This is a genomic window from Flavobacterium tegetincola DSM 22377 (genome assembly GCF_000425485.1).
GTDB classification, from domain to species: domain Bacteria; phylum Bacteroidota; class Bacteroidia; order Flavobacteriales; family Flavobacteriaceae; genus Flavobacterium; species Flavobacterium tegetincola.
In genome coordinates, this window is record NZ_AUDN01000015.1 from 67098 (window position 1) to 81984 (window position 14887).

At 34.5% G+C, this 14887-nt stretch carries 15 protein-coding genes; 8 read left to right on the top strand and 7 right to left on the bottom strand.

Translation table 11 applies throughout. From position 1 onward, the window contains the following. The first annotated feature begins 73 nt into the window (after positions 1-73). The 4 genes from H602_RS0103225 (at position 74) to H602_RS0103240 (ending at position 4250) form a co-directional block, all read left to right on the top strand. Complete coding sequence (locus tag H602_RS0103225; protein WP_026976718.1) at positions 74-832, top strand: hypothetical protein; 759 nt, start codon at positions 74-76, stop codon at positions 830-832. A 46-nt stretch (positions 833-878) separates the two neighbouring features. Continuing rightward, positions 879-1616 carry a 3-deoxy-manno-octulosonate cytidylyltransferase gene (kdsB, locus tag H602_RS0103230; RefSeq protein WP_026976719.1) on the top strand — a complete coding sequence of 246 codons (738 nt, stop codon included), beginning with the start codon at positions 879-881 and terminating at the stop codon, positions 1614-1616. Positions 1617-1677: 61 nt separating this feature from the next. Further along, positions 1678-3297, top strand: coding sequence for a S8 family serine peptidase (locus H602_RS18095; RefSeq protein ID WP_035758822.1), 1620 nt, complete (start codon positions 1678-1680; stop codon positions 3295-3297). A gap of 11 nt (positions 3298-3308) precedes the next feature. After that, on the top strand, positions 3309-4250 hold the full coding sequence (locus H602_RS0103240) for an NAD(P)H-dependent flavin oxidoreductase (protein ID WP_026976720.1): 942 nt from the start codon (positions 3309-3311) through the stop codon (positions 4248-4250). Between the two features lie 119 nt (positions 4251-4369). Here the strand turns inward: H602_RS0103240 and H602_RS0103245 are convergent, their stop codons facing one another. From H602_RS0103245 to H602_RS0103270, 6 genes are all read right to left on the bottom strand, one after another. After that, entirely contained in the window at positions 4370-5230 is an 861-nt protein-coding gene (locus tag H602_RS0103245; RefSeq protein WP_026976721.1) for a hypothetical protein, read from the bottom strand. Beyond that, positions 5202-5591, bottom strand: a complete 390-nt coding sequence (locus H602_RS0103250) for a hypothetical protein (protein ID WP_026976722.1) — start codon at positions 5589-5591, stop codon at positions 5202-5204. Before H602_RS0103250 ends, H602_RS0103245 begins: the two co-directional genes overlap by 29 nt. A gap of 72 nt (positions 5592-5663) precedes the next feature. Then, the gene (locus H602_RS0103255; protein ID WP_026976723.1) at positions 5664-6290 is read right to left on the bottom strand and encodes a carbonic anhydrase; all 627 of its coding nucleotides are present in this window, start codon (positions 6288-6290) and stop codon (positions 5664-5666) included. Between the two features lie 30 nt (positions 6291-6320). Continuing rightward, a complete protein-coding gene (locus tag H602_RS0103260) occupies positions 6321-7739 on the bottom strand; it encodes an alkaline phosphatase (RefSeq protein ID WP_026976724.1) in 1419 nt (472 codons plus the stop codon). A gap of 121 nt (positions 7740-7860) precedes the next feature. Then, positions 7861-9075: a diaminopimelate decarboxylase gene (gene lysA / locus H602_RS0103265; RefSeq protein WP_026976725.1), complete on the bottom strand. Its 1215-nt coding sequence runs from the start codon at positions 9073-9075 to the stop codon at positions 7861-7863. 219 nt (positions 9076-9294) lie between these two features. Beyond that, positions 9295-9612, bottom strand: a complete 318-nt coding sequence (locus tag H602_RS0103270; protein ID WP_157504845.1) for a hypothetical protein — start codon at positions 9610-9612, stop codon at positions 9295-9297. A gap of 237 nt (positions 9613-9849) precedes the next feature. Between H602_RS0103270 and sucC the strand changes: the two genes are divergently transcribed. The 3 genes from sucC (at position 9850) to H602_RS0103290 (ending at position 12641) form a co-directional block, all read left to right on the top strand. Then, a complete protein-coding gene (sucC, locus tag H602_RS0103275; protein ID WP_026976727.1) occupies positions 9850-11043 on the top strand; it encodes an ADP-forming succinate--CoA ligase subunit beta in 1194 nt (397 codons plus the stop codon). Between the two features lie 367 nt (positions 11044-11410). Then, positions 11411-11863, top strand: coding sequence for a response regulator (locus H602_RS0103285; RefSeq protein WP_245574906.1), 453 nt, complete (start codon positions 11411-11413; stop codon positions 11861-11863). 283 nt (positions 11864-12146) lie between these two features. After that, positions 12147-12641: a hypothetical protein gene (locus H602_RS0103290; protein WP_026976729.1), complete on the top strand. Its 495-nt coding sequence runs from the start codon at positions 12147-12149 to the stop codon at positions 12639-12641. On the opposite strand, the gene H602_RS0103295 is transcribed toward H602_RS0103290, so the two are convergent. Further along, positions 12638-13441, bottom strand: coding sequence for an NYN domain-containing protein (locus H602_RS0103295; RefSeq protein ID WP_026976730.1), 804 nt, complete (start codon positions 13439-13441; stop codon positions 12638-12640). The genes H602_RS0103290 and H602_RS0103295 overlap by 4 nt on opposite strands. A 165-nt stretch (positions 13442-13606) precedes the next feature. On the opposite strand from H602_RS0103295, the gene capB reads away from it, so the two are divergent. Continuing rightward, positions 13607-14866, top strand: a complete 1260-nt coding sequence (gene capB / locus H602_RS0103300) for a cysteate-C-fatty acyltransferase (protein WP_026976731.1) — start codon at positions 13607-13609, stop codon at positions 14864-14866. Positions 14867-14887: the final 21 nt, after the last annotated feature.

The following is a 14887-nucleotide window of genomic DNA, read 5'->3' on the forward strand; positions in this document are numbered from 1 at the left end:
TCGCTCTAATTTTTTCAACTTCTGAAATTATGGCAGAAATAATTGTTAGTTTTGACTAATCAAACATTAAGAAATGAAAAAAAAAGTAATCAATTTGTTTAAAGATAATACAGTTGTTCAAAATCAGGGAGTGAAATATTCTGAATTATTTGAAAATTTTTTAACGCCTTTCGTAAATGATTTCAGGGATGTTGAGTTTTATGAAGATATTATTGAATTTGGAATTTCGGCTTGGAATTTTGGTAATATGAAAAGTATTTTACCAGAGGACGAAAGTGATTCATATTTAAAAGTTGCAAATGAGAACATCGCAGATGTTGCGGTTTTGCAGCGTATGGTTAATTATAAAGTTTTAAATTTTAAACAATATGGTAATTTCATCGTGGACTATGATTTAGAAGAGGTAGAAGAAAATCCTATTTTAACGGTTGTTACTCAAGAAGAAGAAGGTTTTCTTGCAAATATGCTTGATAAAATAGGTAATGAAGAATCCATTGAAGAATTTCAAGAAAATTTTATCAATCGCAATGCCATTGTTTTAAAGCCATTAAAGCCTTTTATTGATTGGGTTAATAAATTATATCCAGAAGAAGAGCACTTTCAAACGAATCAAGTTTCAACTTATTTAGTTGATGAAGAAATTGAAAATTTAGAAGTTTGGATTACAAAAAAGTTCGACAAATTTTTTATGTTTGAACTAGAAGGATGGAGTACTGATAAAAAAGTTTGGCCGCAAAAAAGAACAAACAAAATGTTTAAAGAATGGTTCAGAGTTGAAGTTTCGATGCTAGTTTTCGACATGGAAAAATCGCCTGTTTCAAAATCAGATTAGGTTCAATTTTTAAACTTATATAATAGCACAAATTAATAAAATACCAATGAAAATCATAGCTGTAATTCCTGCACGATATGCCTCCACACGATTTCCTGCGAAACTTATGCAAGATTTGTGTGGTAAAACTGTAATCACTCGAACCTATGAAGCGGCTGTTCAATCGCAATTGTTTGACGATGTATTCGTGGTTACCGATTCCGATTTGATTTTTAATGAAATCGAATCGCAAGGAGGAAAAGCAATTAAAAGTATACGCGAACACGAATCAGGTTCGGATCGAATTGCGGAAGCGGTTGAAAATTTAGATGTTGATATTGTAGTAAACGTTCAGGGCGATGAGCCTTTTATTGATACAGAATCATTAAAAAAATTGATTGCAGTTTTTAAAAATGATACTGAAGGAAAAGTAGATTTAGCATCATTGATGCGCGAAATTAAAGATGAATCGGCAATTAATAATTCAAATAATGTAAAAGTTGTGGTGGATCAAAGTCAGTTTGCCTTATATTTTTCACGATCCGTAATTCCTTTTGCCAGAGAAAAAAATGTTGGTGTTCGGTATTTTCAACATATTGGTATTTATGCTTTTCGCAAAGAAGCTTTATTGGATTTTTACAGTTTACCAATGCAATCATTAGAAGCTTCGGAAAAATTAGAGCAATTGCGGTATTTGGAATTTGGAAAACGCATCAAAATGGTTGAAACAACGCACATTGGAATCGGAATTGATACGGAAGACGATTTGATTCGGGCACGAGAAATGTGGAAATCAAATCAATAATCGGTATCTTTGAAAACCGTAGCCAATTTAATTTCGTTTGTAAAACAAAGCACGTTTCCTCATGAAAAAATTATTACTTTCCTTATTTTTAATTTCCTCATTCATTGGTTTTGCCCAACAAGATGCTTGGGTATATTTTGCAGATAAACCAGATTCGGCAACCTATTTGGCTAATCCTTTGACAATGCTTACACAAAAATCACTCGACAGAAGAACGGCTCAAAACATTGCTTTAGATGTAAAAGATGTTCCGATTTTTCCTTCCTATATTTCACAAATTACAAATGCGTCCGGAATTACGGTTATGGCAAAATCAAAGTGGTTGAACGCGTTGCATATTCGCGGAAGCGTGGCAAATATTCAGCAACTTACAACGCTTTCCTTCGTAAATGCTATTCAATTTGCCGATAAAACTTTAAATACAAGCACCTTTGCCAAACCGGCTTCACCTGTGGTTTTACAGTCAATCAATAAGACACTAGACACACAAATTACCTTTGCATACGGAAATTCAAGCAATCAAATAGAGATGCTTGGTGGCGATTTATTGCACCAGCAAAATTTTACTGGAACAGGAAAAACTATTGCAGTTTTAGACGCTGGTTTTCCTGGCGTAGATAGCGCTTTGCCCTTTCAACGTCTGAATGCAAGTAATTTGATTTTAGGTGGTTATGACTTTGTAAATCGATCCACTAATTTTTATACTGGAGGCACACATGGCACTTTGGTACTTTCTACAATGGGCGGTTATGTGGAAAATTCTTTAGTTGGAACCGCTCCGGATGCCGCATATTATCTTTTTATTACAGAAGATGTAGGGAGCGAAAATCCTGTGGAAGAATCCTATTGGGTGGAAGCTGCAGAGGAGGCCGATCGACTAGGAGTAGACATTATTACTACTTCTTTGGGCTATTTTGGTTACGACAATCCCAATTATAGTTATACGTATCAAGATATGAATGGAATAACCTCTTTTGCTTCGCGAGGTGCAGATGTGGCTTTTTCAAGAGGAATTATTTGCGTAACTTCTGCTGGAAATTCAGGATCGACCATTGATCCTCATATTACAGTTCCGGCAGAATCTATTACTTCATTAGCAGTTGGCGCGGTAAATGCTGCAGGTTTTTATGCAAATTTTAGTTCAATTGGACCTTCTTTTGACGGCCGGATAAAACCTGATGTTGTGGCTCAAGGCGTTCAAGCTGTGGTTTCTGATCCATCTGGAACTATCGGATTGGCAAATGGAACTTCTTTTTCAGGACCAATTACAGCGGGAATGGTGGCGTGTTTATGGCAAGCTTTACCCACAAAAACCAATGCAGAAATTATTCAAATTGTTAAGGAGTCGGCAAGTATTTACACTAATCCTACGCCGCAATTGGGCTATGGAATTCCAAATTACAATACAGCGCTTGCAACAACTTTAGGAATTCAATCTTCGGAAAAAGAAAAAGTACTACTTTATCCGAATCCAGTTAATGACGTTTTAAATATTTCTACATCTAACTTTACAACGGAAAGTACGATTGTTATTTATTCGGCTTTGGGCCAAAAAGTTTTGGTAACAAAAGCGACTTCGGCTACCGTTTCTATTCCAATTTCTGAATTGTCTTCTGGTATTTATTTCTGTAAAATAAATTCAGGAACTTTTGTCACAACTAAAACATTTATCAAACAATAAAACCTACTATTTTGGAAAACAAAATAACTTCACTTTTCAACATAAAATATCCCATTATTCAAGGCGGAATGATTTGGAACAGCGGCTATAAATTAGCAAGTGCTGTTAGTAATGCCGGCGGTTTAGGTCTCATCGGTGCTGGATCTATGTATCCAGAAGTTCTACGAGAACACATTCAAAAATGCAAAAAAGCAACGGACAAACCCTTTGGTGTAAACGTTCCGATGTTGTATCCAAATGTGGAAGAAATCATGAAAATCATCGTGGAAGAAGGCGTTAAAATCGTTTTTACTTCGGCAGGAAACCCAAAAACGTGGACGTCTTTTTTAAAAGAAAATGGAATAACAGTTGTTCATGTAGTTAGTAGTTCTAAGTTTGCGCTAAAATCACAAGAAGCAGGAGTGGACGCCGTTGTTGCCGAAGGTTTTGAAGCCGGCGGACATAACGGTCGTGAGGAAACTACAACATTGACATTAATTCCGATGGTTCGTGAGAAGATTTCTATACCATTGATTGCAGCGGGAGGTATTGCCACTGGACGCGGAATGCTTGCCACCATGGTCCTTGGTGCAGATGGTGTTCAAGTAGGAAGTCGATTTGCAGCTTCAATTGAAAGTTCTTCGCATGATCAATTTAAAGAAACTATTTTGCAGGTAGAGGAGGGAAGCACTCAAGTTACTTTAAAAGAACTGGCTCCAGTGCGATTGATTAAGAATAAATTTTATCAAGATGTACAAGATTTGTATGCCAAGTGTCCCACTCCTGAAGATTTAAAAGAATTATTAGGAAGAGCACGAGCAAAGAGGGGAATGTTTGAAGGTGATCTTGTGGATGGTGAACTGGAAATTGGTCAAATTGCGGGATTAATTCATGAAATTTTACCTGTGGAAACCATTGTAAATAACATGGTGCGTGAATTTGAAGAAGCAAAAAAAGAGGTTGCTTTTTTATAAAAGAAAATACACTATAAATAGAACATCCCATTTAATTATTAAATTTAAATGGGATGTTTTTTTGATATTCAGTTTTCCATTTTAATTGAAATGACATAAAAGAATCAGTAAATTAATAATCATAATAGACCCAATCGCACTAATATCAATGCTAAACAAACGGTAAATAAGCCTACGAATAAGAACTTGAAAATTTTAACTAAGATAGACAATTGACCAATTATTAGAATGGTGAGTAAAGCCACAAATCCAGTTTCAAATCTTGTAAAGATCAATCCTATGAGAAATAACAGCAGGATGGTATTTTTGATGTTTTGATTTTTGAGAAGAAAGGTCGGTAGTATTAGAAATTCGATGATCATTACTGCTACAGAAAAATAATATATAAAAGTTTCAAAACCACCAAATGGTGCTGCTAACTGAATCACTTTATTCGCGTCAGGAATTGAATTTTTATTTTCGGTAATCTGAGCAAGATTTTCTGAGAAAACATCAGGCAAAACTTTAGCTATTTGCAAAGGTTTAAATAAATCTCCTTTCAGAGTGAGGTAGGAAAGAAAGTCGCCACTCATAAAATCGGGAGAAAGTAGTTTTTGAAGCGCTCCAAAAAGTAGGATCATGACTAATAAAAAGAAACTATTTAATTTAATAATTTTTATTCGTTCAAGCGGATAAAAGTGACTAATCCAAATTGTGAGTGTAATGTAAAACAGTACGAAGTTATGATTTGCCGCCAAAAAATAGTGGGGAATAAGTTCTAAACTTGTCAATACTAAGGTAATACTCCAGAAAATTTTAGGATACTTCGTTCTACCTGTTGTAAAATTAGCGAGTAGCAACGTGGTTATCAAAATGAATTTAATGTGCCACCAATTATTCATAAAAGTGGAACACGAAATTAAAATGAAAATTAAAAGTAAATCCTCAATTAATTTGAGGTGTACTTTTTCTTCAATTGGATTTGACGTACTTAAATTCATGCACTAATTGTCTGGAGAAAGTTGAATTTTTGGCATTGACATGTGGATACCATATTTGAATGGTTAAACTGTCTGTAGGATTTTCACAATTTTGAACTAATGTAAGTAAATTATCTTGGTTGGGGAAGAATAGAAAATTATTTAAAACATAGTTCCCTTCTTTTATATGCTCTGGCTTCTCTTTATATTCCACTCCATTTATGTATACTTGTGCTTGGGAAGGATTGTAAGTAGTATACATTCCAAATCCGCCTCCTTTCCAAGAGGACAATCCTTGATTGAAAAAATAAAAATGACTTGCCACAATAACCAAGGCTAAAATAGGAGTTGTTCCATATTTAATGATTGAATGATAAGTCATTTTTCTTATTTAAAAAATGTATTTTTTTTGTAAAGCTGGACATCTAGGTTTTTCACATATGGAAATGTGAAATTATCCTAAATCATATATTTCCATAATATTGTGCATAATTTTGTCAAAATCAATGTGTAAATCTATGAGTTTCCCAGTCTGGATATCAAAAACCCATCCGTGCACTTTAAGATTTCGTTCTTTGTAAGCTTTCTGAACATCAGCCGTCTTAATCAGATTGATGCATTGTTCCTCAACATTCAGTTCCACAAGTCTATTGTATTTTTCCGTTTCACAAGTGATGGCGTTCAATTCAACTTTATGTGTTCTATAAACGTCTCTGATGTTTCGGAGCCAAGGATTTAGAATTCCCAAATCTTGCGCTTGCATGGCTGCCTTTACACCGCCACAAAAATAATGGCCACAAACTACTACGTGATTTACCTTAAGGTGCGAAACGGCATAATTCAGAACCGACATTACATTCAAGTCAATATTAACCACCATATTAGCAATATTGCGATGTACAAAAACTTCTCCGGGTTTTAATCCCATCAATTCTTCGGCAGAAACCCTACTGTCTGAACAACCAATATACAAAATATCAGGACTTTGCCCTTGAGATAATTCGTTAAAATACGTTGGATTTACCTCTAGTTTTTCAGCAATCCATGCTTCGTTATTTTCAAAAACGCGTTCTAGCTTCATACTAATCTGTTAAAATTTCTAAGATAAGAATTAAAATTTGTTTTCCACTTCTGCCGCCTGAAGCATTAAATAATGCAAATCAGTATTCTTAATAAATGGTTTTAGTAGTTCACTTCCGGGGCCAAATACAGCAAGTTCAACGTAATCTGCAGAGTGATCCATACTGATCCAACCCACAGAATTTGTTTTTTGTTGCATTTCTGCAAAAGCTCTAAAAGGAAGTTTTTTGTAATTATACAATCCGCCTTCTTCCTTGTGTAAACCATCGTAATAGGTCAAAACGTTCTTAGCATCTTCATCAGAAAGTGTTGAACCATTTGAAAAATCAACAACTTCTTTAACTTGGGAAAACGTTGACGTAGCGTGAATGTTATTTAAAATGTACTCATTAGTATGTTTGTATTTTTGAATGTTATCAAAATTTTCATTCGCATACTTACCGTAAATTATACCTGGGTTAGCGTTTCCATGATCTGTAGTGATAATTACAAGCGTATTTTTATCTTTTTCAGCAAAATCAATTGCTACTTTAACCGCTTCGTCAAAGGCAACTTGATCGTAAATTAATCCACCAATATCATTTCCGTGAGCAGCCCAATCTACTTTTCCAGCTTCCACCTGCAAAACGAAACCTTTAGGGTGATCTTTCATGCGGTCAATTGCTTTTTGCGCCATTTCTGCCAAAGAAGGAATGCTAGATTTTAATTTTTCATCGGAAGTTCTATCAATATTGTAAGGCAAAGCATCTTCGTCAAATACGCCTAAAACCGGTTTTGTATTTGAAGCGTTCATCATTTCCGATCTAGTTTTTGCCACCTGATAACCTTTGGCTTTAAAAGCCGCAAACATATCTTTTTTATCTTTTCTAGAAGCCGCATCAAAGTATTTTTGACCACCACCCATCATAATATCAAATTCGAGATCAAGGTACTGTTCAGCAATGTCTTCCATGCTGTTTCTACTTTTACTGTTGATACAGAAACCGGCTGGAGTAGCATGTGTGATGGGAACTGTGGTTACGCAACCGGCCATTTTACCCGCCTTTTTAAACTTTTGCCAAATTGGCAAATGCTCTTGCCCGTCTGGACCTACATTTAGAGCGCCATTTTTAACTCTAAAACCACCACCCCAAGATGAACTTGCAGCTGCAGAATCGGTTACTATAGAACTTGCAGAAGCAGTATCCATAAGTGCTCGCGAAACGCGGTTGTCTTTATAAAGCTGTAACCAATTTGAGCCTACGCCGTTTTTTCTACTGAGGTACAGGTCGGTCATATTAAGCGTTCCATTACTCATTCCGTCGCTAACCAGCAAAATAATGTTTTTGGCTTTCTTGTTTTTATCAATTAAATCAGGAGTAAGTGTAGCTGCATTTGCGCCAAAAGGACTAATTAATGCGGTTCCAAGTGTGAAAATCGAACCGTTTCTAAAAAATTTTCTTCTGTTCATTATCGTATAATAAGGTGGCCAAAGATACAAAAGTTCTTTTTTTACAATGTAAATAAAGTATTAATTATAATAGGTCATAAAAAAACCGACACATTTTGTCGGTTTTAAATATTAATTTCTTTTAATTTTTGAGATCTTCATACAATATCTGATTGTGCAATAAATCATCCATAGTTTCTTGTTTTCTAATTACGATTGCTTTATTGTTAATCCATAAAATTTCGGCGGGGCGAAAGCGAGAATTGTAATTGGAAGCCATAGAATAACAATATGCACCGGCATTTTTAAAACATAGGATATCATTTTCTTTAATTTCAGAAATACGTCGGTTATTCGCAAAAGTATCTGTTTCGCAAATATACCCCACAACGGAATAGAAGCGCTCTTTTCCTTTTGGGTTGGAAATATTTGAAATCTCATGTTGAGAACCGTACAACATTGGTCTGATAAGGTGATTAAAACCAGAATCAATTCCAGCAAAAACGGTGGACGTGGTTTGCTTTACAACATTTACTTTGGCTAAAAAATAACCTGCTTCACTTACCAAAAATTTCCCTGGTTCAAAGGCTAAAGTAAGGTCTCTCCCATATTCTTTTTCAAAAGCATTGAAACGTTTGGTTAATTTCTTACCTAATTCTTCTACGTCTGTCTCAATGTCATCTTTTTTATAGGGCACTTTAAATCCGCTTCCGAAATCTAAAAAGTCCAATTCGGTAAAGTTTTTTGCAGCGTCAAATAAAATTTCGGCAGCATAAAGAAACACTTCGATATCTAAAATATCAGAACCTGTATGCATGTGAATTCCATTGATGTGCATTCCTGTATTTTGTACAATACGCAAAATGTGCGGCATTTGATGCACAGAAATTCCAAATTTACTATCAATATGGCCCACAGAAATATTTGCATTTCCGCCTGCCATTACATGAGGATTAATTCGGATGCAGACGGGAATGGAAGGGTATTTGGAGCCAAAATGTTCTAAAACCGATAAGTTATCGATGTTTATTTGGACGCCCAAATGAGCAGCCTCTTCCAATTCTTCAAATGAAACGCCGTTAGGTGTATAGATAATTCGTTCTGGGGTAAATCCGGCATGTAAACCCAAGCGTACTTCTTGAATGGAAACGGTATCTAGGCCGGATCCTTGATTTTTTAAAAGCTTTAAAATAGAAATATTGGATAATGCCTTGACAGCATAGTTGATTCGAAGACGCTCTACTTTGGCGAAAGCCTTTTCTAAACGCTGATATTGTAAAATAATTCTTTCCGCATCATATACATAGATGGGATTCCCAAATTCTTGGGCAATTTGAAGTAAATCCTTTGATTGCATAGCTTTTTTTATTAATAATGCAAAAGTAATACTATCTCCATTTCCGTACAACGACAAGACGGCAATACCACAAATTACAACTAAATGTTATGGAAATGTGATTTTAAGTCTAATTTACATATTTTTCTAACGAATAAATTTATGCTTAATATCTTCTGCAACATTTTGAATTATAAACATAGTGTCGTAGTCATATTGTATGCAATTAACGTCCTCTGGTTAAAATGCAATGGTTTGTACACAATCACTTTCTAATTCGGGCAGCATGTTTAGTAAATAAGGATAGGTTCCAGTTTCTAATTTATAAAGTAAGTCATTATTTAAATTGTTGTTTTCAACTACAATATTACCTGCAGCAAAATCCCATATGATCGTTCCGTATTCAAATTCGTGCGTTATACCAGCTATTGTACCGCTGACTTCTACAAGATGCCACGCGCCATAAATTTTAGGTTCTATTATTGGGTCATCATCAATGCTACGACTATTTATTATAAAAATGATCATTGTAAGTAAAAGGTGATATGCTGTTTTCACACGTTTGATGTTTTTTAAATATTAGATGGTGTCAATGATGCGAGGTTGCGTATTTATTGATAAAAACAGATCGCTCAAAAGTACTTCAGTGTGAGGTGTTTTTTTAACAGTCTTTATGGAATAGTTACTATTTAAAACTGCGAAAGCACTTACCATTAAATTAAAGCTAAAAATCTTTCGTTGATTAGACTAAATTAGCTATTTTTGTGGCACTTTTAAAAAGTCAAAAACTTCATTATGGATATACACGAATACCAAGGAAAAGAGATATTAGCCAGTTATGGTGTAAAAGTTCAACGTGGTTATGTTGCTAATAACCCACAGGAAGCAGTTGCTGCAGCTAAGCAATTGACTGCTGAAACGGGAACAGGATGGCATGTAATTAAAGCTCAAGTTCACGCAGGTGGAAGAGGTAAAGGAGGCGGGGTTAAACTTGCTAAAAACTTGCAACAAGTAGAAGAAATTGCAGAACAAATTATTGGAATGCAATTGGTTACTCCTCAAACGTCTGCAGAAGGTAAAAAAGTGCACAAAATTTTAGTAGCCGAAGATGTTTATTATCCAGGTGAATCTGAAACTTCAGAATTTTATATGTCGGTTTTATTAAACCGTGGAAAAGCTAGAAATATGATTATGTATTCTACTGAAGGTGGAATGGATATCGAGGAAGTAGCAGAAAAAACTCCAGAATTAATTTTCACAGAAGAAATCGATCCAAGTGTAGGATTGCAAGCATTTCAGGCGCGTAGAATTGCCTTTAATTTAGGTCTTTCTGGAAACGCGTTCAAGGAAATGGTTCAGTTTGTAGATGCTTTATACAAAGCTTACGTAGGTTCTGATTCTTCAATGTTTGAAATCAACCCGGTATTAAAAACATCAGATAATAAAATTATTGCAGTTGATGCTAAAGTAAATTTAGATGATAATGCATTGTACCGTCACCCAAAATTAGCTGAATACCGTGATATTCGTGAAGAAAATGCAATTGAAGTTGAAGCGAAAGCTGCAGGTTTAAATTATGTTGACTTGGACGGAACTGTTGGTTGTATGGTTAATGGTGCGGGACTTGCAATGGCAACTATGGATTTAATTAAATATGCAGGTTTTGAGCCGGCTAACTTCTTAGATGTAGGTGGAACAGCAGATGCAAAAAGAGTTGAATTAGCTTTCAGAATTATTTTGAAAGATCCAGCTGTTAAAGCAATTTTGATTAACATTTTTGGAGGAATCGTTCGTTGCGACCGTGTAGCTCAAGGAGTTGTTGATGCTTATAAAAATATGGGAGACGCTATTAAAGTGCCAATCATCGTACGTTTGCAAGGTACAAATGCAGAGATTGCAAAAGAATTAATTGACAATTCAGGAATGCCAATTTTATCAGCGGTTCAATTTCAAGAAGCAGCTGATCAAGTAAAAGCGGCATTAAAATAATATAAAAACGTATTAGTTATAGTGTTCAAATTATATCTATTACATTAGGTTATAAAAATTCCCAAGTTAGCGCTTGGGAATTTTTTTTAAATCATTTAAAGGTGGAAATATTGTAATGTTTTGCAAAAATTTTATAAACTGCGATACGTTACAAAAGGTAATATTTGCACTCGAATTTTATAAAATTGCAAACAACTTGTAAAGGAAAAAGTTTAATTATTGAAATTTTTCTTTCACATTTTAAATTTTTTTCACATTTTAGCGTGAAAGTTGGTATTTACGTTAATTTGCATGTAATTATTTTTTAAATTTGTTTAACATTCTTATCTTTAGTACCGATTTGTTTAATCTCCCCAAATAAATGCATATGAAACTAACTGCTGACCAAATGTATATTGTCCTTGCAGACGACGATGAAGATGACAGATTCTTTTTTAAATCTGCTATAGATGAGATGGAGTTTAATTCCAAATTAACGATGTATAACGGTGGCCAAGAGCTGATGGATTTTTTAAATCGCGAAGATGTTGCAAAACCGCACATATTGTTTTTAGATTTAAATATGCCAGGACTTTCCGGTTTTGATTGCTTGAAGTTAATCAGAAGTAATCCAAAACTGAGAGATATATCAATTGCGATCTATTCGACTTCAAATTCTGAACAAGATATTGAGGAAACCTTGAGTGGTGGAGCAAATATTTACATCCATAAACCAAATGACTTTGAGCGTTTAAAACAAATCATCCGTCATGTTCTAAAAATTAACTGGCAATACCAAACTTCAGGTTTAAATCGAGAATCATTTTTCTTGAGTATATAATATCAATTTTTAAAGGTAGGCAAAGGCAAGGATTTATTATTCTTGCCTTTTCTTATTGTATACGCTTTGTGTTTATTCTTTGTATATAAATAACTTTTAAATATTCGGAATTTTCTTTAATATCTTACTGATTGTAGAGATTCGCAGTGAGCTAGTTTATGTAATATTAATGACGTTTGGATGTGTTTAAACGTAAACTCGTGCTATAATTTATAATGCTATTGGGTTTTTACATATATTTGTACAAATTAAAAGCACAAAATAATATCTAATTGAAAATTTAATGAATTTACTTGTTTTCTTAGGTTTAACGGCCTTTCAGCGTATTGATGTAGATAAAGCGGTGCAAAATGAGTTTTCAATCTATTTTGTCGTCGGAGTTTTACTGTTGGCAAGTATTGTTATTTATAAGATGTATTTGTATAGTGTTACCGTAAAGACTGAAGGAAGAGATCGTAATTACTACTACAATCGTTTTATGCGCAATAAAGAACAGGTTGAAAGATATATGGAATCTTTACAGCACAGCATTACCTTATTCAATTGCGGCGACGAACGTTTTGGTGAGGATAGTAAGACAACTGCACAGCAACACTTAATAAAACTCCAGTCGGACTACAATGCAGATTATACAGAAGTCACTCAGAAAATTCTCAAGAAGAATAAATTGACGCGCAGAGACAAGAAAATGTACATTAAGCTGCTTTCTAATCAAAGCGAAAAGCTATACAATATTGAAAAGATTGTAAGAGAGATTAATAATAAATATAAAGTTTAACTGTATTTTAGTTTTACATAAACGTGTTTAATTCCTTTCTTCTCTGATTCGCGCTCATCAATTTGCAAGATATCGGTCATTGATTTCATCATTGGTGTAAGTTTTACAAAACCATAATTACGGGGATCAAATTCAGGTTTTTTCTTGACAATCATATTTCCTACGTCGCCTAAGAAGGCCCAACCGTCGTCATCAGCAATATCATCAATTGTAGATTCAATAAGTTCTATCGTTGGTTCGTCAATTTTATTTAAAGGTTTTTCTTGTGGTTTTTCATTTACTTTCAATGATCCTTTTTCAGTAGCTTTTTTGGTGTCAACCTCATTTAGTTTTTTAGCTGGTTTTTTCTTCACAGCTCCTTCAAGAACTTCTATAAATATAAATCTATCGCAAGCACTTATAAACGGTTTAGGGGTTTTTTGCTCACCAATACCAATAACTTTCATTCCAGATTCACGCAATCTTGTAGCCAGTCTTGTAAAGTCACTGTCGCTGGATACGATGCAAAAGCCATCTAGTTTTCCAGAATAAAGCAAATCCATTGCATCAATAATAAGGGCAGAATCAGATGAATTTTTTCCGCTAGTGTAACTATATTGTTGTATTGGGGTAATCGCATGTTCTAATAAAACATTCTTCCATCCATTTGCGTTTGGTCGTGTCCAATCTGCATAAATTCTTTTCGTGGTTGGGGTACCGTATTTCGTGATCTCTTCCATCATTCCTTTTACATTGCTGTATGGAACGTTATCTGCATCAATTAAAACGGCAAGTTTTAACTCTTTTATATGTTGTGACATTATATATAATTTATTGGTTTAAAGGTAAAACAATCTACTTGAAAATCCTTCTAAAGTTTAATAAATCAACTAAATGTTATAATATGTAGTAAAATAAAGCACTGCGATTTCTGATAATTATTTTTAAAATTGTATTTTTGCCACGTTTTTTAACACAAAAAAATCATGGTGAAAGATTTATTCGAAAGAATTCAAAACAATAAAGGACCTTTAGGGAAGTGGGCTTCACAAGCCGAAGGATATTTTGTTTTTCCAAAATTAGAGGGAGAGTTAGGTCCTAGAATGCAATTTCAAGGTAAAAATATTTTAAATTGGAGTTTGAACGATTATTTGGGTTTGGCAAATCATCCAGAAGTTCGTAAAGCCGATGCAGATGCTGCACTTCAGTATGGGGCAGCGTACCCAATGGGAGCTCGTATGATGTCAGGGCATACTTCTGTTCATGAACAATTAGAGAATGAGTTGGCAGCTTTTGTAATGAAAGAGTCAGCATATTTACTGAATTTCGGTTACCAAGGAATTATGTCTACAATTGACGCTTTGGTTACTAAAAATGATATTATCGTTTATGACGTTGATGCACATGCTTGTATTATTGACGGTGTTCGATTGCACATGGGAAAACGATATACTTACCGTCATAATGATTTGGAAAGTATGGAAAAAAACCTGCAACGTGCTACGAAAATGGCTACAGAAACAGGTGGTGGAATTCTATTTATAACAGAAGGAGTTTTTGGAATGCGCGGTCAACAAGGAAAGTTGAAGGAAATTGTTGCCATGAAGGAAAAGTACAATTTTCGATTATTGGTTGATGATGCGCATGGTTTTGGAACCTTAGGTAAAACGGGTGCTGGAGCAGGCGAGGAGCAAAATTGCCAAGACGGAATTGATGTTTATTTCTCCACTTTTGCCAAATCTATGGCGAGTATCGGTGCCTTTATAGCTGCTGATAAAGATATTATTGATTACTTAAAATACAATCTTCGTTCGCAAATGTTTGCAAAATCATTACCAATGATCCAAACAGTTGGAGCTTTAAAACGATTGGAGTTGTTGCGCAATCATCCAGAATTAAAAGATAAACTTTGGGAAAATGTAAACGCATTGCAATCCGGTTTAAGATCACGAAATTTTAATATTGGCGATACTAACACGTGTGTTACTCCTGTATATTTAGAAGGAAGTGTACCAGAAGCAATGGTTATGGTGAACGACTTGCGGGAAAATTATGGTATTTTTCTTTCTATCGTAATTTATCCAGTAATTCCAAAGGGGATAATTTTACTTCGTATGATTCCTACGTCTTCGCATACATTAGCGGATATTGATGAAACATTAACTGCTTTTGAAATTATTAGGGAAAAACTAGTAAACGGTACTTATAAATCTATTGCTGAAAAAACAACAGTGGACGTGTCATAAGCGCTTATTTTTATACTCGTA

Bases quoted from the DNA above. Each gene is read 5' to 3' on its own strand.
- H602_RS0103225 (WP_026976718.1), top strand. From the start codon at position 74: ATGAAAAAAAAAGTAATCAATTTGTTTAAAGATAATACAGTTGTTCAA.
- kdsB (WP_026976719.1), top strand. From the start codon at position 879: ATGAAAATCATAGCTGTAATTCCTGCACGATATGCCTCCACACGATTT.
- H602_RS18095 (WP_035758822.1), top strand. From the start codon at position 1,678: ATGAAAAAATTATTACTTTCCTTATTTTTAATTTCCTCATTCATTGGT.
- H602_RS0103245 (WP_026976721.1), bottom strand. From the start codon at position 5,230: ATGAATTTAAGTACGTCAAATCCAATTGAAGAAAAAGTACACCTCAAA.
- H602_RS0103250 (WP_026976722.1), bottom strand. From the start codon at position 5,591: ATGACTTATCATTCAATCATTAAATATGGAACAACTCCTATTTTAGCC.
- H602_RS0103255 (WP_026976723.1), bottom strand. From the start codon at position 6,290: ATGAAGCTAGAACGCGTTTTTGAAAATAACGAAGCATGGATTGCTGAA.
- H602_RS0103260 (WP_026976724.1), bottom strand. From the start codon at position 7,739: ATGAACAGAAGAAAATTTTTTAGAAACGGTTCGATTTTCACACTTGGA.
- lysA (WP_026976725.1), bottom strand. From the start codon at position 9,075: ATGCAATCAAAGGATTTACTTCAAATTGCCCAAGAATTTGGGAATCCC.
- sucC (WP_026976727.1), top strand. From the start codon at position 9,850: ATGGATATACACGAATACCAAGGAAAAGAGATATTAGCCAGTTATGGT.
- H602_RS0103285 (WP_245574906.1), top strand. From the start codon at position 11,411: ATGAAACTAACTGCTGACCAAATGTATATTGTCCTTGCAGACGACGAT.
- H602_RS0103290 (WP_026976729.1), top strand. From the start codon at position 12,147: ATGAATTTACTTGTTTTCTTAGGTTTAACGGCCTTTCAGCGTATTGAT.
- H602_RS0103295 (WP_026976730.1), bottom strand. From the start codon at position 13,441: ATGTCACAACATATAAAAGAGTTAAAACTTGCCGTTTTAATTGATGCA.
- capB (WP_026976731.1), top strand. From the start codon at position 13,607: ATGGTGAAAGATTTATTCGAAAGAATTCAAAACAATAAAGGACCTTTA.